The organism is Streptomyces flavofungini (assembly GCF_030388665.1).
Classification (GTDB): Bacteria; Actinomycetota; Actinomycetes; order Streptomycetales; family Streptomycetaceae; genus Streptomyces; species Streptomyces flavofungini_A.
In genome coordinates this window covers 8881555-8901312 of sequence record NZ_CP128846.1, presented here as the reverse complement: position 1 = coordinate 8901312, position 19758 = coordinate 8881555, and the positions used below count along the sequence as shown (strand labels likewise).

Annotated in this window: 16 protein-coding genes; 3 read left to right on the top strand and 13 right to left on the bottom strand. The window is 72.2% G+C overall.

The genetic code is table 11. The features are described from left to right. Window positions 1–64 precede the first annotated feature (64 nt). Together QUY26_RS38470 and QUY26_RS38465 are read right to left on the bottom strand one after the other, a co-directional pair. On the bottom strand, window positions 65–1666 hold the full coding sequence (locus tag QUY26_RS38470; RefSeq protein ID WP_289955066.1) for a PucR family transcriptional regulator: 1602 nt from the start codon (window positions 1664–1666) through the stop codon (window positions 65–67). A gap of 341 nt (window positions 1667–2007) precedes the next feature. Beyond that, a complete protein-coding gene (locus tag QUY26_RS38465) occupies window positions 2008–2523 on the bottom strand; it encodes a lytic polysaccharide monooxygenase auxiliary activity family 9 protein (RefSeq protein ID WP_289955064.1) in 516 nt (171 codons plus the stop codon). 978 nt (window positions 2524–3501) lie between these two features. Between QUY26_RS38465 and QUY26_RS38460 the strand changes: the two genes are divergently transcribed. Further along, on the top strand, window positions 3502–3915 hold the full coding sequence (locus QUY26_RS38460) for a hypothetical protein (RefSeq protein WP_289955063.1): 414 nt from the start codon (window positions 3502–3504) through the stop codon (window positions 3913–3915). 502 nt (window positions 3916–4417) lie between these two features. Continuing rightward, window positions 4418–5071 (top strand): response regulator transcription factor, encoded by a 654-nt coding sequence (locus QUY26_RS38455; RefSeq protein ID WP_289955062.1) that lies wholly within the window; start codon window positions 4418–4420, stop codon window positions 5069–5071. A gap of 68 nt (window positions 5072–5139) precedes the next feature. On the opposite strand, the gene QUY26_RS38450 is transcribed toward QUY26_RS38455, so the two are convergent. After that, complete coding sequence (locus QUY26_RS38450; RefSeq protein ID WP_289955059.1) at window positions 5140–6006, bottom strand: crotonase/enoyl-CoA hydratase family protein; 867 nt, start codon at window positions 6004–6006, stop codon at window positions 5140–5142. Between the two features lie 209 nt (window positions 6007–6215). Between QUY26_RS38450 and ccrA the strand changes: the two genes are divergently transcribed. Beyond that, entirely contained in the window at window positions 6216–7565 is a 1350-nt protein-coding gene (ccrA, locus tag QUY26_RS38445) for a crotonyl-CoA carboxylase/reductase (RefSeq protein ID WP_289955058.1), read from the top strand. A gap of 58 nt (window positions 7566–7623) precedes the next feature. Here the strand turns inward: ccrA and QUY26_RS38440 are convergent, their stop codons facing one another. The 10 genes from QUY26_RS38440 to QUY26_RS38395 form a co-directional block, all read right to left on the bottom strand. Next, a complete protein-coding gene (locus QUY26_RS38440; RefSeq protein WP_289955056.1) occupies window positions 7624–8433 on the bottom strand; it encodes a class I SAM-dependent DNA methyltransferase in 810 nt (269 codons plus the stop codon). A gap of 72 nt (window positions 8434–8505) precedes the next feature. Further along, complete coding sequence (locus QUY26_RS38435; protein WP_289955054.1) at window positions 8506–9852, bottom strand: aminotransferase family protein; 1347 nt, start codon at window positions 9850–9852, stop codon at window positions 8506–8508. Window positions 9853–10095: 243 nt separating this feature from the next. Beyond that, complete coding sequence (locus tag QUY26_RS38430) at window positions 10096–11076, bottom strand: amidohydrolase family protein (protein ID WP_289955052.1); 981 nt, start codon at window positions 11074–11076, stop codon at window positions 10096–10098. Continuing rightward, a complete protein-coding gene (locus QUY26_RS38425) occupies window positions 11060–12793 on the bottom strand; it encodes an AMP-binding protein (protein WP_289955050.1) in 1734 nt (577 codons plus the stop codon). The genes QUY26_RS38430 and QUY26_RS38425 overlap by 17 nt, the downstream gene beginning before the upstream one ends. Then, window positions 12790–13617, bottom strand: a complete 828-nt coding sequence (locus QUY26_RS38420) for an SDR family oxidoreductase (protein WP_289955048.1) — start codon at window positions 13615–13617, stop codon at window positions 12790–12792. The genes QUY26_RS38425 and QUY26_RS38420 overlap by 4 nt, the downstream gene beginning before the upstream one ends. A gap of 91 nt (window positions 13618–13708) precedes the next feature. Beyond that, on the bottom strand, window positions 13709–15265 hold the full coding sequence (locus QUY26_RS38415) for an SDR family NAD(P)-dependent oxidoreductase (protein ID WP_289955047.1): 1557 nt from the start codon (window positions 15263–15265) through the stop codon (window positions 13709–13711). Continuing rightward, window positions 15258–16553 (bottom strand): beta-ketoacyl-[acyl-carrier-protein] synthase family protein, encoded by a 1296-nt coding sequence (locus QUY26_RS38410; RefSeq protein WP_289955045.1) that lies wholly within the window; start codon window positions 16551–16553, stop codon window positions 15258–15260. The genes QUY26_RS38415 and QUY26_RS38410 overlap by 8 nt, the downstream gene beginning before the upstream one ends. A gap of 54 nt (window positions 16554–16607) precedes the next feature. Continuing rightward, on the bottom strand, window positions 16608–17582 hold the full coding sequence (locus tag QUY26_RS38405) for a 3-oxoacyl-ACP synthase III family protein (protein WP_289955044.1): 975 nt from the start codon (window positions 17580–17582) through the stop codon (window positions 16608–16610). A 122-nt stretch (window positions 17583–17704) separates the two neighbouring features. Further along, window positions 17705–18499 carry an SDR family NAD(P)-dependent oxidoreductase gene (locus QUY26_RS38400; protein ID WP_289955043.1) on the bottom strand — a complete coding sequence of 265 codons (795 nt, stop codon included), beginning with the start codon at window positions 18497–18499 and terminating at the stop codon, window positions 17705–17707. 107 nt (window positions 18500–18606) lie between these two features. Next, on the bottom strand, window positions 18607–19641 hold the full coding sequence (locus QUY26_RS38395; protein WP_289955042.1) for a 3-oxoacyl-ACP synthase III family protein: 1035 nt from the start codon (window positions 19639–19641) through the stop codon (window positions 18607–18609). Window positions 19642–19758 lie beyond the last annotated feature (117 nt).

Here is a 19758-nt window from a genome sequence, read left to right as displayed (position 1 = left end):
GTCTCCGCGGTCTCCGCGGTCCGCGCTGACCGGCGGGATTCGCCCTGACCGGCAGGTGCGTGCCTCACCCCGGCGTGTCGCCCGGCCCGGATCCGGCGCCGCCGATCCCGGCCAGGGTCCTCAACTGCAGCCAGAGGACGAGGCGTTCGTCGGGGTCCTCCAGGTCGATGCCGAGCTGGCGGCCGGCCTGCTTGAGGCGGTAGCGGCAGGTGTTGGGGTGGACGGAGAGCGCCTTGGCCGCGCTCGCCACGTCGCATCCGGCGTCGAACCAGGCCACCAGGGTGCGGGCGTAGTCGCTGCCGTGCTCGGCGTCCGCCGCGAGCACCCGACGCCAGGCACCCTCCTTGAACTCCCGTCGCTCGCGCATCACTTCGGAGAGCCGCAGCAGCGTCACCCGGGGGCGCACCTCGTCGACCGTCGCGACCGGCAGCGCGTCGTGCACCAGCCGCAGGACCAGATCCGCGTCGGCGCGCGAGTCCGCGACCCCGCCGAGGTCCGCCACCACCGCGCCGAGCGCGGCCCGTACCGGCACCCGCAGCGACCGCCCGGCCCGGCGCACGATGTCCTCGGCGAGACGCCGGTGCCGCCCGCCGCCCGCCCGTTCCTGCGCTGCGCGTCCCGCGTCCGCCTCCCCCGAAGCGGGCAGCAGCGCGTACACCACCCCGTCCAGGAGCACGCACGCGTGCCGTCCGTAGCGCGCCTCGCACTGCAGGCGTACGACGTCGAGCAGGCGCAGCGACGTCCGCTCGGCGTCCGGCACGCTCGCCGCCGAGTCCAGCACGAACGCGGCCACGCGCACGGCGTCGAGGCCGAGGCGGTGCGCGGCCGTCGAGGCGTCCGCCGAGCCGTCGAGCAGCCGGCGCAGCAGGTCGGTGTTCTGGTGCCGGGCCAGCTCCTGGGCCGCGCGGGTGCGCAGGAGCAGGAGCGCGGCCGTGGACGCGCCCTGGGCCAGGGTCTGCTCGGCGTCCGGGGCCAGCGTGCCGTCGTCGACCACCCAGACCGAGCCGAGCGCCTCGCCGCCCGCCCGCACGGCGGTGGCGAGCCTCGGCAGGACGCCGGCCGTGAGCGGGGGCAGCCGCACCGGTCTGTCCGCGGCGAACACCAGCCGGACCTGTTCCGCGTTGTCCAGGCTGCCCGGCACCTGAAGGCCCAGGATGCCCTGGCGGCGGTCCTCGTCGACCGGCTGGCCGGGCACGGTGGAGTAGGCCAGGATGCGTCCGCGCGGATCCTCGACCGCCGTCGCCCCGCCCGTCGCCGCCGCGATCGCGTCGGCCAGCGCGAACAGGTCCCCCAGGCCGACACCGTGGGTGGACCGGCCGTCGATCGCCGAGGCCAGCATCAGGTGCACGTGGTGCCAGGCCGCCTCGTCGTCGACCGTGAGCAGCGCGACCCCGCCCGCCTCGGCCGCACCGACCGGCCCGCCCTCGCCCCGCACCACGACACCGGCCATCCCGGCCTGTGCCGCGGCCCGCACCAGCGGTTCCGCCTCCGCCGTCGGCACACCGACCGCGAGCAGCAGGGCTCCGGGCGCGTACGGCAGCGGGACGTGTGCGTCGTACAGCAGCACTTCGGTGACCGGGACGGCGGCTCCGGCGGGCGCGGTGCGCAGCCGCAGCGACGGGCTCCCGACGACCTCCACCAGGTCGCCGAGCGTACAGGCGTCCATCGGTGCTCCTCGTCGCATCGCCCTGAGATCGGGCCGGGCTGCCGTCCTCACACCCCAGCCTGCTCCCCCGAGACATCCGACCCCTTGGCGGATCCCCACAGAAACCTAGGCCGGTATTGTCCGGATTGACAACCCTGGCGAGCCGGGCCCGACCGTCAGCACGGTGATCGCGGGCTCACAGTGGGACCGTCAGGCACACGCGGTGACGGCCCGGCGCCCCGAGAGGGCCGGGCCGTCCGCCCTGCCGCGCTCTGGCTCACATGCCGTGCTTCCACTCACGTGGCGCGCTTCCGCTCACACGGCGCGCTTCCGCTCAGCGCGCGTCGACGTCGGATGTGGCGTCAGCGGATGTTGACGTCGATGCACGCGTAGAAGGCGTTGGCCGTGTCGCCGATGTTCCAGACCGCGAGGACCTTGTGCCTGCCGGTGGCGTTGCCGAGGTTGACCTGGTGCGAGACGGTGGCGGGCGGCTGCTGGTTGCCGCCGTCGATGGTGGCGACCTTGGTGCCGTCGACGAAGTACTCGTAGTTCGCGGTGCGGTGCCGCGCCGTGAACGTCCAGGTGAACGTCTGTGTCCTGCTGACGTCGCTGACCCGCCAGCCCTTGCTGTCGTCGTCGAGCTCCGCGAACCTGGCGTTGCCGCCGCTGCAGCTGCGCAGCCCCTTGGGGCCCTCCACGCTCTGCGGCTCCCACTTGATCTCGCCGCACGACACCGTGCCCTGGGCGCACTGCGCCTGACGGCTCGCGGGCGCGTTGACGTATCCGTGCGCGCTGGCCGAGCCGGTCGGCAGGGTGAGGGCGAGGACCGGCGCCAGACCGGCGCCGATCATGGCGGCTATCTTCCGCTTCTTGTCCATGCGTACTCCTTCACGGCATTGCTTCATGGGGGGGTGACGTGAAGTGCTGTTGTGGGGGGTGAGGTGCGGCAGACCGTCGTGGACGTTGGGGCCTGTTGTGCGCGACTGCCGATTAGTCTGGACCATAGACTTTGGCAGGTTACGGTCAAGAGCGAATTCGAGCCACGTCCGGAGGCACCGGAGCGCACCCGAGGGCGCGCCCCTGCCGGGGTCCGCACGGCTCCGCTCAGCCTCTGAGCCCGTCGAAGGCCCCGCGTCCGCATGGTGAGCACCGGCCGGGTCGTCGCTCTCATCGACTGCCAGGGCGGGCAGACAGGTGTCGCCGCCTCGGCACAGCCACGCGGCGCGGCCACCCACACGCTTGCGGCACCGACCCACTGAGTGAGGTTCGGTGAGATGGATGCGTCAACCCTGCGGCGATGGACAGGCCGCCTTCCGAGGGTGCCGTGGTGGTGAGGGTGGCGTGGTGGGCTTGGGTGACGGCGCTGACGACGGCAAGGCCGAGCGTTCGGCCAGCTCGACGCTTCTGGCAACCGCGGCGTACGGACGCAGGACGCCTACGTCAACGACACGGCCGGGCCCCCTGGTCAGGTTTCCACCCGCGTCCCCCGCGGGCTGCGGCTGGACCGCTCGGGCGACACGATCACCGGCTATGCCTCCACCGACGGCAGGAAATGGACCAAGGTGGGCACCGCGCAGGTGAGCGGGCTCGGACCGACTGCGCAGGCCGGACTGTTCGTCGCCTCTCCGCCTCACGTGGGCGGCGAAGACACGTCCAGCAGTGTGGTCCACAGCCGTCTTCAGGGATCTACGCGCTCAGGGAGGCTGGGCCGGAGACGACTGGAGCGGCGGGCAGGTCGGAGCCGAGTCCCCCTCCTTCGCCAACTACCCGGAGAGCTCTTCGGGGTCGTTCACGGAATCCCAGGACAGGTTCACGGAGCCGTTCCGCCGGACAGGCGGCTCGTCGAGGGCAGCGGTGTGCACATCTTCCCGGCACCGTCCTCGACCGAACTGCGGGGGGCGGCTAACCCGGCACCGGACGAGCGCGCCGCGATCGTCGCCGCGCTCGGGCTCACCGCCGACGGTCCGCATCCGACCGACGCGCCACGGATCGCGGCGCCCGGCGCACCACGCATGCCGCGTTGGTCCGCGACGGACGCCGAGGCGACGAACTGCGAGCGCGCCTCCTCAGGGAAGTTCTCCCTCCGCGTCAAGGTTCGCCCCGAACCGGACAAGGCACACAAGCTCGCGTACGACATCCGCGAGGCCGCCCCGGACCAGCCCTCCTGGGCATTTCGAGCCGCAGTCTCACGTCCGGGCAAGGCGTTCACGCATCTGAACGTTCGGAATCCGGTCGGGTTCCCGAACCGGGTTTCAGCAGCGGTAAGTTGAGCGTTTCGCCCCCACACCCCGCGGTCGACCTCGGGTCGGCCGACCCGCACAAGTCTCTGCAAGTTCACCGATATGGACGCCACCAGTACCGCCAGTACCGTACGGTTTCTCGTACACGGTACGACGAGTGGCTGCCGGTGGACCGTGCGTCCGTGGCAGTCTCTAGCCAGTCGGCTGGCTTTTGTTGAACGGCCAGGAAGGAACGACTCAATCCGATCGTGGATTGTCCAACGGGGTGTCAAGGAACGATAGATTCCGGTCTTCGGAATGCCAACGGGGTGTTGTCTCACGATTGATTAAGTGATGTTGCATGGCTCCGAGTCCCGGCCTGACCAGCCCTCGGGAGTCAGCCGCGAACGGGCCCCCGGCCACCTAAGGCGCCAGCGCCCTCCCCCCTCCGCCGGCCGCCCACGGGACGGCACCCGGAGCGTGGCCGCCCCACTACTCGGAGCATCTCAGACCCGACCCGCATCCGCTGCACTCACTGTGTGAGGAGTTCTTCATGCAAGCGTTAGGTGTCCTCGTCGTGGACCGGCATCCCGTCATCAGGTACGCCCTGTCATCCCTGCTGGACACCAGAGTGGCGTGGACCGCGGAGGCGGCGACGAGCGACGAGGCGTGGAACGTCGTCAGAAACTCCTGCCCGGGTGTCGTCGTGCTCGAACTGGAGCTGGAGGGCACGACCAGCGGCGCCGACCTGTGCCAGCAGGTGAAGGCCATGGAGAACTCGCCCCGGGTCGTCGTCTTCACCGGGGACACCTCACCCGGTGCCGTCGTCGCCGCGATCTCAGCCGGGGCTGACAGCTTCCTGCACAAGAGCGTGGGCAGCGCCGAGCTGGTGGACGCGGTGGTGCGCACCCACCTCGGCCAGCGCATGTGGATACTCGGCAAGAACGAACGCGACCACATAGACGTCCGGAGCGTCACGTCCGACGGGCTGCCCGCCATCACCCGCAGGGAGGAAGAGGTCCTCAGCCTCGTGCTGCGGCGGTACACCAACGAAGAGATCGCCGGCGAACTCTCCCTGGCGCCGCAGACCATAAAGAACCAAGTCAGCAGCGCGCTGCGGAAACTGGGCGTCAGCGGACGCCGCGAGCTGTTCCGCAAGTACTCCTTCCAGGCGAGCGTGGCCACCGGAGCCGGAGCCAGGGGCTGAACAGTCGGACCGCCCCGCGGATGTCACCCCGGAATGTCATCCCGCGCGGATGTCATGTCGTGCAGACGTCATCTCCTCCCACCCGAATGCCCACCCGAATGCCCACCCGTACGGCCGTGGACGAAGTCGCGTGCTCCGGCGCGCGCGCCGGGGGAATCGATGATGTCGGCCAGCAACGCACGATGCGAGCGGTACTGTTCGGCCAGCTCCCCGTCACGCGCCCCGGCAAGGACGGCCTTGCTCGCCAGGACGGCGTGGCCCGCGTGCGCTGCGATCCTCTCCCCCAACTCACAGGCGGCCGCCACGGCCGTCCCCGCCGGCACCACGCGATTGACCAGACCCAACGCGAAAGCGCGCTGCGCGTCGATCGGTTCGCCCGTCAGAGCCATCTCCATCGCCACGACGGGGGCGATCGCCCGCGGCAGCCGCAGCAGACCACCGGCCGCGGCCACCAGGCCCCGGCGAACCTCGGGCAGTGCGAACGCGGCGTCCACCGACGCCACCACCATGTCGCACGCGAGCACCATCTCGAAGCCACCGCCCACCGCGGCCCCCTCCACGGCGGCGATCAACGGCTTGGCCGGTGGACGCTCCGTCAGGCCTCCGAAGCCGCGACCCGGCAGGGAGGCCCGCTCGCCACGGGCGAAGGCCGCGAGGTCCATCCCGGCGCAGAACGCCGGCGGTGTACCCGTGAGCACGCCCACCCGCAGCTCCGCGCTCTCGTCCAACTCGGCGAAGGCGGCGGCGATGCGCTCCGCCATCGCGCGGGTCAGCGCGTTGCGCACGCGGGGCCGGTTCAGTCGCACCACGAGGACCGGGCCGCGCCGCTCGACGAGCACGTCGGCGGCGCTCCCGGGGGCGGCGCCGTCGGCGCGGCCCTCTTCGCGGCCGCCGTCCGCCTCGGCGGCGCGGTCCTGCCTCAGCTCTCCGGTCACACCTCTGCCCACCCTGGATCGGCGCGTTACGGGGGTTTGGCCAGCAAGCGTAGTGCGGGCGGCGGCGGCCACCTACGCCCTGGAAGTACTTGTCCTGATGCCCGTTTGAGTACCCCCGATGACTGTACGGGCACGCCCGGGCCCGCGTGCAATCCCTAGGCGGGAGGGGGGTCGTCCCCCGGTGCCGCACGACGAGGGAGAGGTTTGCCATGGACGCGCTGACGGAGGCCTTGCAGGCCGGTGCGCCGACCCCCGAGTGGGCGGGCCTGGCGCCGCCCGCCGCCTATCTGGCGGCTCATCTGCGGGCCGAGGACATGGACCGGTTCGCGCCCGGTGAGGAACGCGACGTCCGCACCACTCTGCGCGTCGACACCGTACCGATGCCCGAACTCGCCCCGGACGAAGTCCTGGTGGCGGTCATGGCCAGCTCCATCAACTACAACACCGTGTGGTCGGCGACGTTCGAGCCCGTGCCCACGTTCTCCTTCCTGCGACGCCTCGGCCGCCAGGGCGGGTTCGCGGCCCGCCACGACCAGCCGTACCACGTCGTGGGATCCGACGCCGCGGGCGTGGTCGTGCGGGCCGGAGCGGGCGTGCGCCGCTGGGCCGCGGGAGACCACGTCGTGGTGAGCTGCGTCCAGGTGGACGACCAGGAGCCCGCCACGCACGCCGACGGCATGATGGGCGCCGAGCAGCGCATCTGGGGCTACGAGACGAACTTCGGTGGCCTCGCCCACTACGCCGTGGTGCGCGCCAGCCAACTGCTGCCCAAGCCCGCGCACCTGACGTGGGAGGAGGCCGCGTCCGTGCTGCTCACCGCGGCGACGTCGTACCGCATGCTGGTGAGCGACAAGGGTGCCCGGATCAAGCAGGGCGACATCGTGCTGATCTGGGGCGCGGCCGGCGGACTCGGCGGCTACGCCCTGCAGATGGTGAAGAACGCCGGGGGCATCGCCGTGGGCGTCGTCGGCTCCGAGCGCAAGGCGGCTGCGCTGCGGCAGCTCGGCTGCGACGTCGTCATCAACCGCGCCGAACTCGGTCTCGACGCGGGCGGGTCCGACCCCACGCCGGAGCAGACCATCGAGCTGGGCAAGCGGCTCGGGCGGGCGATCCGGGACGCGCTCGGCGAGGACCCGCACGTGGTCTTCGACTACGTCGGCAAGGCCACGTTCGGCCTCTCCGTGTTCGTGGTCCGGCGCGGCGGCACCGTGGTCACCTGCGGTTCGAGCACCGGCTACGACCACCACTTCGACAACCGCTATCTGTGGATGAACCTCAAGCGGATCGTGGGCAGCCACGCCGCCAACCTGCAGGAGCAGTGGGAGTGCAACCGCCTCTTCCAGCTCGGCCGCCTCACCCCCGTCCTCTCCGACGTGTATCCGCTGGAGAAGGTCGGCGAGGCGGCCGCCCTCGTCCAGCGCAACGAACACCTCGGCAAGGTCGGTGTGCTGTGCCTGGCGCCCGAGCCCGGTCTCGGCGTCACCGACCCCGAGCGGCGCCTGGCCCTGGACCCGGAGGGCAGGAACCCGTTCGCCGCGCGGCGGCCCGAACGGGCCTGAACGGACATGGGAGTGCGGGCCCGCGCATCGCGCGGGCCCGCACTCCCATGTCGGGACGCTACTGCTTGCGGTAGACGGACACCGCGTCCCTGCTGTCGTAGTGGAACGGCTCCTTGCGCCAGCCGCCCCAGCGGTCCTCCAGCTCCAGACCGCCCAGGCGGGCCATCAGGTCCTGCTCCGACGGCCACACGAAGCGCATGGTCGCCGCGATGATCTTGTTGCCCTTCTCGCTCATGATGACGTCGGTGCGCTTGACCATCTGCGTCGTCGGGTCGACGTGGTTCATCTCGAACCAGGCGAGCCGCGGGTGCCCGGCCAGGCGCCCCGAGATGCGGAACGGCTCGGTCATGCCGTAGTCGTTCTGCCGCCCGCGCTGGTAGTACGTCATGTCCGGCACGATGTTCTGCACGACGAGCCGTCCGCCGGGCTTGAGCCGCTTGGCGCTGTTGGCGAGGCAGCGCGCCTGCTCGTCCTGGTCGGGCAGGACGAACAGCGTGGCCAGGGCGATGAAGACGACGTCGTACTCCTCCTCGACGTCGACGTCGGCGAAGTTGCCCTCGAAGACCTCGATCTGGTCCCCGCCGGGCTTCTCCTTCAGCTTCTGCAGCATCTTCGGCGAGGCGTCGATGCCGGCCACCCGCACGCCGCGCTGCGCCAGCGGCAGCGCCACACGGCCGGTGCCGATGCCCAGTTCAAGTGCCGAGCCGTCCTTGGCGAGCGCCGCGAGGAAGTCCGCTGCCTCCTCCGCGTCGTCCCTGCTGTCGTCGGGCGTCCAGCTGTCCCAGATGTCGGCGTAGCGGTCCCACTCCTCCGCCGCCTCTTCCTGCCACTGCTTGCTGGTCTTGCGTCCGGTGTGCTGGCTGGCCATCTCGTCACTCACCTCTCGTCATGGGGATCGTCATGGGGAGAAATCCCGTGGTCATGCGGTGGCCCGGGGACGTCATCCCATGGCCTTGGCGAAGCCGGACTCGGGCAGCCGGCCCGACTTCACGTCGGTGAGCGCGCCGTCGAGCGCGCCGACTATCTCCGCCACGTCGTCCTCGGTGATGACGAGCGGCGGCATGAGCATCAGGTTCGGCACCACGCGCAGGCTGGAGCTGAGCACGCCCCGGCTCTCCAGGGCCATGCGCAGCTTGTTGACCTTGCCGGGCGACCACGAGGGACCGCCGGGCTCGCCGAACTCCAGGCCGCAGAACAGGCCGAGGCAGCGGAAGCCGGTCAGCTCGGGGTGCTGGGCCTGGAGCTTGCCCAGGGCGGCGAGGAGGTCCGACTCGCGCCTGCGCACGTTCTCCAGGACGCCGTCCTCGGTGAGGGCCCCGATCACGGCGAGGGCCGCCGCCGCGGCCACCGCGTGGCCGTCGTTGGTCGAGCCGACGCTGAGCGCGGTGTCACCCGTGGTGCGCTCGTGCAGCTGGTCGTAGAGGCGGTCGTGGATGGCGACGGCCGACATCGGGACGTACCCCGAGGTGATGCCCTTGCCCAGGGTGATGATGTCCGGGGTGACGTCGGGCAGTTGACCGGCCCGGGTGAAGTCGCCGACGCGGCCCATGCCGGTGACGACCTCGTCGAAGATCAGGTGGATGTCGTGCTCCCGGCAGAACCGGCCGAGAGAGCCCAGGTACTCGGGCGACAGGATGTGCCCGCCCTCGCCGACGACCGGCTCCACGATCACCGCGGTCACACGCTCCGGGCCGAACTCCCTGATCAGCCGCTCCATGTCGCTGACGCCCGGCGTCGCGCCCACGGAGAACGGGCCCGGGGCGTGGTGCACCTCGGGGAGCATCGGGCCGGTCTGGTGGTGCAGGTAGGGGACGCCGGTCACCATGCCCGCGCCGGGGCCCTGTCCGTGGAAGCCGTCCCACATGGCGAACACGGCCATCCGCTCGGGCTGTCCGGCCCGCAGCCGCAGGAAGCGGGAGAGCTGCAGGGCCATCTCCACCGCCTGGGCGCCGTTGCTGGCGAACCGGACGTGGTTGATGCCGTCGGGCAAGTGGCCGACGAGGGCCTCGGCGCAGTCCACGGTGACCTGGGCGGGGCGTCCGTAGCCGTAGCTGTTGGCGAACGGCAGCCGGTCCACCTGCTGCTTGATGGCCTCCTTGACGCGCGTGTTGCCGTAGCCGAGCGTCACGTTCCACAGTCCGGAGCGGCCGTCCAGGTACCAGCGTCCGCCGGAGTCACGGACACGCACGCCGTCGGACTCGGCGAGCAGGTCCTCGGGGGACAGCGCCTTGAGGTACGGGCGCGGCACGCCGCTGTTCCACAGGGCGTAGTCAGCGGGGTCGATCACGATAGGTCCCTTTCTCTGCTGGTGCGCTCGCTGGTGGTGATCGGGGGGTCGGGATGGGAGTGGGGGGTGGGTGGCGTGCGGGTGGCGTGCGGGTGGGCTGGAAGGGTGTCGGCCGTCCTGGTGGGCCGCGGGGTACCGGCGGGGCGGGTCGGTCGGGGAGTGTCGGTGGGGCGGGTGAGCCGCGGAGTGCCGGTGGGGCGGGTGGGGCGGGGAGTGTCGGTGGGGCGCGGTGGCGCACGGCGCTCAGCCCGGTCCGAGCCCGAGCAGCCGGGCCGCGTTGCCGTACAGCCAGCCGTCCGTGACCTCGTCGCCGAGGCCGAGGTCGGCCACCTGCCGGGCGAGTTCGGCGACCGGGTCGGCGTTGACCCAGGTCGCCGAGCCGAACAGGACCCGGCCGCGCAGCGTGGTGCTGCCGTACAGGAGCAGGGGCTCCCAGCCCGATCCGGGGCGGGCCATCCACGGCGGCCGGTGGGAGGAGATGTCGAGGTAGACGTGGCGGTGGCGCTGGGCGACGGAGATCAGGTCCAGCACCCAGGGCCAGGCCGCGTGCCCCGCCACGATGGGCAGTCCGGGGTGGCGCAGGGCGATCCAGTCGACGTTGCGGGGGTGGCACAGCTCGGCGGCGTGCCGCGAGAAGTGGTGCCCGGTGTGCAGCCACAGCGGCATGCCGAGTTCCTGTGCCCTGGCGTAGACCGGGTCGTATGCCGCATCGCGCGGGTCGACGCCCTGCCAGAACGGCGTCACCGCGAAGCCCCGCATGCCGAGGCCGTGGCAGCGTTCCAGTTCCGCGACGGCCCGGGCCGGGTCGGTGAGGTCGATGCCCGCCCAGGCCTGCAGCCGGTCGGGGGCCTTGGCGGCGACGGCGGCGACGCGGCTGTTGACGTCGTCCCCGTCGGCTGTGTCGCCGCCGCAGCTCATCAGGACCTGGTGGACGACGCCGTTGTCGTCCATGGTCGCGAGCAGCGCCTCGGCGTCCACGCGCTCCGGCCGGCCGGCGACGAGCAGGTCCACGGCGCCGTCCTGGTCGCCCTCGTCCAGACGGGCCCGGAAGCGGGAGTACTCGGCGCCGAAGACCGCCGTGGCGTGGCGGCCGAAGGCCCGCAGGTACGTCGGCGCCACCGCGCCGAGCCCGCGGAAGTACGTGCGCCAGCACTCCCGGTCCAGGGCCAGCGCGCACACGTCGACGACGCGGTGCGCGGGGGCCGGTTCAGCGGACGCGGTCACGGGTGACCTCGATCCCTGCGGCCACCCGGTCCCAGGTGTCGGGGGTGACGCCCTGCGCGCGCAGCGTCTCCTTGCGGACCTTGCCCGTCTCCGTCACGGGCAGCTCGGAGAGCACCCGCAGATAGCGCGGCACCATGAAGTGCGCCATGCGCGGCCGCAGGTGGGCGAGGAACTGCTCCGGGTCGAAGCGGACGCCGGGCCGCAGCACGAGGGCGGCGAGTATCTCGTCCTCCGCGTGGTCGCTGGGCACCGCCACGGCCGCGGCGAGGGCCACGGCCGGATGGCTGAGCAGTTCGGCCTCCACCTCGGCGGAGGAGACGTTCTCGCCCCGGCGCCGGATGGCGTCCTTGATGCGGTCCACGAAGAAGTAGTCGCCGCCCGGTTCGCGCAGCACGGCGTCGCCGGTGTGGAACCAGCCGTGCCGCCACGCCGCCGCGGTGGCCTCCGGCATGCCGTGGTAGCCGTGGAACAGCGACCACGGCCGGTCGGCGCGGAGCACCAGCTCGCCCGCGGTGCCGTCCGGTACGTCGATGCCGTGCTCGTCCACCACCCTGCACTGCACGCCGGGGCGCGGCCGGCCACAGCTGCCGGTGCGCTGCGGGTTGAGCGCGGACACCAGCGGAGCCGATGTCTCGGACATGTTGAAGCCGGTGTAGACGTCCACACCGAAGCGGCGGCCGAAGTCGAGGGCCTGGCGCGTCAGCGGGATCACGCAGGCGGCGCGCAGCGGATGGTCGGTGTCGCCCGGGCGTGGCGGCAGTCCCAGCAGGAAGTCCACCATGGCGCCGAGCAGGGTGCACATGGTCACCTCGTGGCGCCGGACCACCTCCCAGAACTCGGCTGTCCTGAAGCCCTCGGTGACGACGACCGATCCCCCGAAGAGGAGCATGCAGTAGGCCACTTCGGTGCCGCCGCCGTGACACAGCGGCAGGTTGAGCAGGTAGCGGTCGTGCTCGCTGATGTCGTCGTCGAGGAGCGCCGTCACCGTCGAGTAGTGGTGGACGTAGGAGACCAGGACGCCCTTGGACGGTCCCGTGGTGCCCGAGGTGTAGATCACCGCCATGGTGTCCCAGGGGGCGACCGGCCGCTCGGGCGGCACGAAGTCCTGCGGCTTCCCGCGCAGGGCGGACGGACCGTGGACGCGCGGGGCGCCGGGCAGGGCGTCGGGCCAGGGGTCGTCGGGGCCGCCGCCGAGGACGACGACCTCCTGGAGGCGGCCGCCGCCGGTGTGCTGGAGCCGGTCGACGAGCAGCGCGTGCGCGATCAGGACGCGGGCGCCGGAGTTGGCGAGCACGTGCCCGAGCAGGCTGCCCCGGTAGGCGGTGTTGACGGGGACGTGCACGGCGCCGAGGAGGTTGACGCCGTACCAGACCCGCAGCGCGTCCCGGCCGTTGGGCAGCCAGCACAGCACGGTGTCGCCCTGGCGCACGCCGAGGCGGTGCAGGGCGGCGGCGGTGGCGCGCGCGTCGTCGTAGGCCTGCCCGTACGTCCACTCGGTGACGTCACCGCCGTCGGCGTCGGCGTCGTCATCGAAGACGGCGTACACACGGTCGGGGTGGGCCTGGGCGCGGGCGGCGAGCAGCTCGCCCGTCACACAGTGCGCGGCGTCGGGCACCCGGGGGTCGCCGGGCGGGAGGATCTCGACGATCCGGTCGGCCGCCCGCTCCTCGGGCTGCGTCGCCGGGGCCGGTCCGGGGGCGGTCGTGGCGCCGGTCATTCGGGGATCCCGGGCACGTCGACCATGTGGCCGCCGGAGGCGTCGTAGTGGCGCAGCGTCCGCAGGTACTGCTCCCAGTTGACCAAGGTCTGGGCGTTCCTGCTGACGGGGCGCACGGGTATCAGCGGGCCTACGCTGACCGCGGGCGGGAGCGTGACGGCCCACAGCACGACGTCGGCGATGTCCGCGGGGTCGAGGAGGTCCCTGACCTCCACGCCCAGAGTCTCGGGGTCCTGGGCCAGGTCGGTGCGCACCCAGCCGGGCAGCACGGCGATGGCGCGCACTCCCAGGTGCCGGTTCTCCAGGTCGATCTGGCCGGTGAGGGCGTTCAGGGCGCGCTTGGTGATGGAGTACGGGGCCGACCAGTCGGCCTGGAGCAGGCTGCCCTCGGAGCTGATGTTGACGATCCAGCCGTGGCCGCGTTCGCGCATGCCGGGCAGGACGGCGCGGGCCAGCAGGAACGGCACGTCCAGGTTGAGGTGGAAGGCCTGCCGCCAGTGCCGGGGGTGGGTGTCGTGGATGGGCCCGGTGCGGGCCAGGGCGGCGTTGTTCACCATGATGTCGATGGGGCCGAGGGCCCGTTCGGCGGCGGCCACCGTGTCCTTGGGCGCGCCGTCGGCCGCCAGGTCGGCGACGAGGGTGACGGCGGGCACTTCGTGGCCCGCCACGTCCTGCTCCACGGCGGCGAGCTGGTCCCCCCGCCGGGCCACGAGCGCGACGGAGGCGCCCGCCTGGGCGAGCGTACGGGCGATGCTCGCCCCGATCCCGGAGGATGCGCCCGCGACCAGCGCCACCTTGCCCTTGAGGGGCCTGTTGTCGGTCACCTGCGGTCTCCTTCCGGCGCGGTGGGGTTCGGGAGCGGCACTGCGGTGTCGGTGCGCGGCGCGGAGGGCCGGGGGCGCGGCACGTGGGGCGTCACTGCCGGGGTCCTTCCTCTAGGGGGTGCTCGGACGGGTCCAGGTGCGGCAGTCCGGCCAGGCAGTGGCCGCCGCCGTCCACGCGCAGCTGCGCGCCGGTCAGACCGGCCGCCGCGGGGCTGATGAGGTAGCAGACGAGGGCCGCGACCTCCGTGGGTTCACTCATCCGGCCCGTGGGCACGAGCCGGTTGGTCGCGTCCAGGAACGCGGGGTTGGTGACGTCCGTCATCGGGGTGCGGACGAAGCCAGGGAGCACGCTGTTGGCCCGCACCTTGTACCGGGCCGCCGAGGTGGCGAAGTGGCTGGTGAACTGGGCGGTCGCGGCCTTGCTCAGGCCGTAGCTCGCCAGGTTCGCCACCGGTGCGCTCACCGCGGCGAGGGAGGACACGACGGCCACGGCGCCGCCGCGGCGGGTCGCCGCCCAGTGCTTGAGCAGCGCGTCGCACGTGCTGGCGTACGACAGGGAGTTGAGGGCGAGGAGCCGATGGCGGTTGTCGGAGTTGTCGCCGGCGCCGTCGAAGGAGACGGCGCCCGCGGCGTAGGCGAGGGCGTCGACGCCCCCGGTGCGCTCCCAGGCCTCGTGGACCAGGCCGGCCGCCCGTGACGGGTCGGACAGGTCCGCGGTCACCACCCAGGCCCTGCGGCCGAGTTCGCGGATCTCGGCGGCGAGTTTCTCCAGCTCGGGGCGGCGGCGGGCGACGAGGACGACATCGGCGCCGCGGGCCGCGCTCTCCCGGGCGATGCTCGCGCCGATGCCGCTGCTGGCTCCCGTGACCATCACGACGCGCCCGGCGAGCCGGAACGGGTCGGCTTCCTGGGTGTCGGCGGCGGCCCGGTCGGGGCGCGGCGGGCGCGCCGACGGCATGGGTACGATGCCCGCGTCGAGCCCGCCGTCGAGGGGCAGGGTCTCCCCCGCCACGCTGCCGAAGCCGCGTGAGGCGAGCAGGCGCAGTGCCGAGTCGAGTTCGGGCGGGGTGAGGGGACGGCGGGTGACCAGGTGCCGGAGCAGTTCGCCCGCGGCCTCGGCGGTGAGGTCGTGCCCGAGGAACGGGGCGTAGCCGACGCGCACGGTGTTGGCGAGCACCCCCTGGGTGGCGCACCGCTTGGCCAGGTGCTGCCACCAGGCGTGGTCGGCCGCTCGCTCCGCGGCGCACTCCGGCTCCGCGTCGTCGTGGACGTGCGGGCCCGCGTCGGTGACCAGGACGGCGCGGCCGTAGCCCCGGCGGGCCATCGCCTCCAGGACGCGGGCCACGTGTGCGCGGCGCAGCGACGCCGAGGTGCGGCTGCCGAGCGCCTCGTTGCCGAGGGCCACGACGCAGTACACGTCGGGGGGTTCGGGCGTGTCCGCGCCGTTGACGGCGGTGACGTGGAACCCGAGGCGCTCCCAGGCCTCCTTGACGGCGCGGGTGTGGGTGGCGCCGGGGGTGGATTCGAGGAGGACGTGGCGGCCCACGGGGGCGAGGGAGTCCGTCTCCAGCCGTGCGACGGGGGCGGCCTCGGCCGTCCGCTGTGCGCTGGTCGTGCGCTGTGCGGTCGTCGTGCGCTGTTCAGTCATCGCAGCCTCCCACGAGGATGGCGCTGGCCACGGAGCCGATCGTGTAGTTGAGGCTGAGGGCCAGGTCGACGCGGGCGGGCCGGCCCTCCGTCCCGGGCACCGGGTCGAAGGTGCACACCCCGGCGGGTTTCTCGCAGTTGGCGGTCGGGGCGATGCGGCCGTGGCCCATCATCTGGAGCGTCGCCGCCACTCCGATCACACCGAGCGGCGCCCCGCTGTGGCCGAACACGGCCTCTTGGACGGTGACGGGCAGCGTGGCCGTCCGCTCGCCGAAGATCGCGGGCATGATGTTGCCCTCCATGAGGTTGAAGGCCCGGTCGCCGGTCGCGGCGCCGTTGACGTAGTCGATCTCGTCCGGTGCGGCGCGACCCGCCATGCAGGAGCGCGCGGCGCGCACCGCCCCGGCGCCGTCGGTGTCGAGGGCCAGGTTCGGCTGGGCGTTGCGGGTGGTGGTCTGGCCGAGGATCCGGCCGTAGCTGCGGGCCCCGCGGCGCCGGGCGTGCTCGCGGCTCTCCAGGATCAAGGTGGCGGCGCCGTTGCCGTAGTTGAGGCCCGCGGCCCGCTCGTCGTAGGGGCGCATGGGCTCGTCGATGAGGGTGGCGGTCTGCGGCTCGCTCCCCTGGACGGACCTGGCCTCCAGTTCGGCGTACTGGCGCAGGCGGCTCTCGCGCCAGTAGTCGGCACCGGTGACGACGGCGATGTCCGTCTCGCCCGCCGCGATCATCCGGGCGGCGTTGCCGATCAGCACGGCGGACGAGGCACAGCCGCACGACAGCGTGTAGCTGGGCCCGGTGGCACCCACGAGGCCCGCCTGGGTGGTCTCGACGTCCGACATCACCGCGTTGAGGACGTTGCGGAACAGCACGGAGCGGGCCTCGCGCGGGCTGATGTGCCGGGTGTCGGCGAGCAGCACCGGCAGATAGGTGTCGACGATGGCGTCGGCCGTGGCGTTGCGGCCCGCGAGCACCGCGGCCTCGCGGAGCGCGCCCGTGCGCCAGTCGAGGGTGGCGTCCTCGCACGCCTCGAGCAGGGCGAGGAGCCCGTACAGATGGATGTCGGAGTACTTCGCGACGAAACGCGGCGGTATCTCCGGCAGCCGGGCGACGACGGACTCCGGGTCGAGGGGCACGCTGCCGAAGTACGTGCCGTCGTCCTGTGCCAGGAACGAGTCGCCGTGCGCGACGGCCGTCCAGAACTGCTCCGGTGTCGCCGTCGGCGCCCCGCGCCCCGGCAGACAGAAGCCCATGCCGGTGACGAGTGCGTCCCGGGGGCTCTTGGTCGTGGTCACCGCTCGGACCCCTTTGATCGGATTCGCCACGTGTCCCCAGCTCGGTCGGTGCGCTCAGATCCGGTAGAGGAGGCTGCCCCAGCACCAGACCCCGCCGCCGATGGAGGGCGAGAGGACCAGGTCGCCGGATTTCACGACGCCGCGCTCCCGCAGCTCCGAGACCGTGGTGGGGATGGAGGCGCTGGAGACGTTGCCGCGGAAGGAGAGGTTGGTCAGGACGCGTGCCGGGTCCGCGCCCAGGTTGTGCTGGATGCCCTTGGCGAGCGGCTCGGTCCCGGAGTGCGGGATGAGCCAGTCGATGTCGCCGATGGTCAGCTTGTTGCGGCCGAGGATCTCCTCGACGGTGTCGGCGATGTGCGCGAGGGCGACGTCGTTGAGGTCCGGGTGGCTCTTGACCCAGCCCTTCTCGCCGCCCGCCGCGGACATGTTGGCGAGGCTGCCGTCGGTGTGGAACACCGAGTCGATCAGGCCGGGCGTGCCGCCGGGGGTCGCCTCGAGGACGACGGCACCAGCGCCGTCGGAGACGAGCATCGAGCCCTTGGAGCCGGGCCGCACGCGCCGGGTGACGCGCTCGGTGGTCGCCACCAGCGCCTTGCGGTAGCCGGTGGGGGAGGTCAGGAACGAGGCCGCGGTGTGCACTGCCTGGATGAACCCGGCGCAGGAGCCGCACACTTCGAAGGCCATGGAGCCCTTCATGCCGAGCTCCGCCGCGGTCAGCGCGCCCACCTCGTGGACGTAGTTGCGGTCGGTCCAGTGGCTGACGACCACCACGTCGATGTCGCCGGCGTCGAGTCCCGCGTCCTCCAGGGCCTGCCGGGAAGCCGCCGCGGCCATGAAGACGGGGGTTTCGTGCTCACCGGCCCGATAGCGGGTGCGGACGCCGACTCCGCCGATGACGCGGTCCTCCACGACGCTCGTCGTGGCGTCCTCCACGCCCTCGTTGTGTATTTCCTCGGAGCCGAAATAGTGACCGAATCCGGTGAAGCGTATTCCGGCGTCTTCCCAGATGCCGTGGTGGCCTGTCGTCATGGACGGAAAACTAGTGGCGTCGGCATTCGACTGCATCTGGCCTCCAGTACTCGATGATTCATTCCGTGGGTACTCGACGTACCCCACTCATGGGCGCGCTTCGCCCGGCCCGCCGGTTTTCGTCACGGCACCCAGCCGGGCGGCCCGCCGCCGTCGACCCGAATCACGGAACCGGTGACATAGGGGTTCTCCGCGGCGAAGCACACCGCGTCCGCTATCTCTTCCTCCGCGCCCCAACGGCCGAGCGGCACAAAGCGCTTCAGGCCGTCCATGTACCGCGCGTGCCGCGGGAAGGCCGTGCTCTTCTCCCGCAGGGCCTCGCCGTCCATGACGCCCGGCGCGACGGCCGCCACCCGGATCCCGTAGGGACCGAGTTCGTAGGACCAGGTGCGGGTCAGCGCCTCCACGCCCGCCTTCGCCGCGGTGTACGCGGACTGGCCGTAGGCGCCGGCCGCGAGGCCGGACGAGACGTTGACGATGGCGCCCGCCACCTGGTGCCGCACCATGCTGGCGGCGGCCTCCCGCCCGACGAGGAACACCCCCGTCAGACACAGCCGCAGCGTCTTCTCCCAGTCGTCGAGCGGATGGGTGAGCAGCTCGCCGGCGCTGTCGTCCCGCGGTGTGCGCAGCAGCAGGCGGGAGAGGTTGCGGCCCGCGTTGTTGACGCACAGGTGCAGCGGCTGCTCCGCCGTCAGCTCGGCGAAGACCTCCTTGACGGACTCCTCCGACGTGACGTCGGCGCGCACCGCCCGCAGGTCGAGGCCCTCGGCCTCGGCCATGGCCCGCACCTTCTCGATGCGGCCCGGGTCGAGGCCGAGCACCGTGGTGCGCCACCCCCGCTCGGCCAGCATCCGGCCGACGGCCAGGCCGAGGCCCCGGGTGCCCCCGGTCACCAGCGCGTTCCTGGAATCGGACAAGACCGTTCACCTCTCGCTCTCTGGTTCAGCCTCGGTACGGCGCTTTCCGGCACCGCAGGTCACTGGTACGGCGATTCGCTGGTACGGGGATTCACTGGTACGTGGATTCACTGGTACCGGAAAACCATGGCGCCCCAGCTCAGACCGCGCCCGATGCTGACGCCGAGGAGCAGTTCGCCGGGTTTCACCGTGCCGTCCCGCACATATTCGGAGAGCGCGCTCGGCATTCCCACGCTGGAGGTGTTGCCGCGCCGCGGCAGGTTCAGGAGCATGCGTTCGCGGGGAATCCCGAGGCGGTCCGCCATCGGGTGCAGGAGATTGGTGTTGGCCTGATGGGGAACGCACCAGGAAATCTGTTCCGGGGCCAGGCCGTTGCGTTTCAGGACGGTCTGCCCGGCGTCGACGAGCATGTCCGGCGTGACCTCGGAGAGCACTCCCCCGCGCATCACCATCTTGTCGTTCTCGTCGATGTCGAAGGCGTCGTAGTAGCGGCCGTCGGCGCGCAGCACCACGTCGATCATCCCGCTGCGGGTGGGCAGTCCGTCGGCGCCGCCGCCCACGGACTCGCCGCGCCGCCAGACCGCCGCCGCGGCGCCGGCACCGAACAGCGCGGAGTTCTTGAACCCGAAGTTGAGGATGGCGCGCGGGCTCTCGGCGCACACCACGAGGGCGGTCCTCGCCCCCGTCGTCGCGAGCAGGCCCCGGGCCACCACGCTCGCGTACAGGAACCCCGCGCAGGCCACGGCGGTCACGTCGAAGCAGAACGCGTCCCTGGCGCCCAACTGCCGTTGCACCGGAAGGGAGATGTCCATGTAGTTGTTGCCGATCGAGGACGGGTTGGCGCGCGGCCGGGCGGTCGCGCTGGTGCCGACGATCACGTCCACGTCGGCGATGTCGAGACCCGCGTCGTCGAGGGCGGCCCGCGCGGCCTTGACGCCCATCTCGGCGAACCGCTCCTCGGGCCCCGCCCAGTGGCGGGTCCGGACGCCGGTGTACTTGCGGATCCAGGCGTCGTCCACGTCGAGTCCCGGCAGTTGGGCGAAGTGGTCGTTGGTGACCGGCTCGCCGGGGAAGTAGTGGCCGACGCCGCTGAGCACGACCGGCGGACCGCCGCTGTCGAGCGGTGACTGGGTTGCGGACATGAGGGAGGTCCTTTCCTCGTCTTCCCGTCGTGTGCGTGCTGTCTCGTCTCCGAGCTGAAGGCTCGGAGCTGGAGTCGCAGAGCTGGGGTCTCGGAGCTGGAGTCGCAGAGCTGGGGG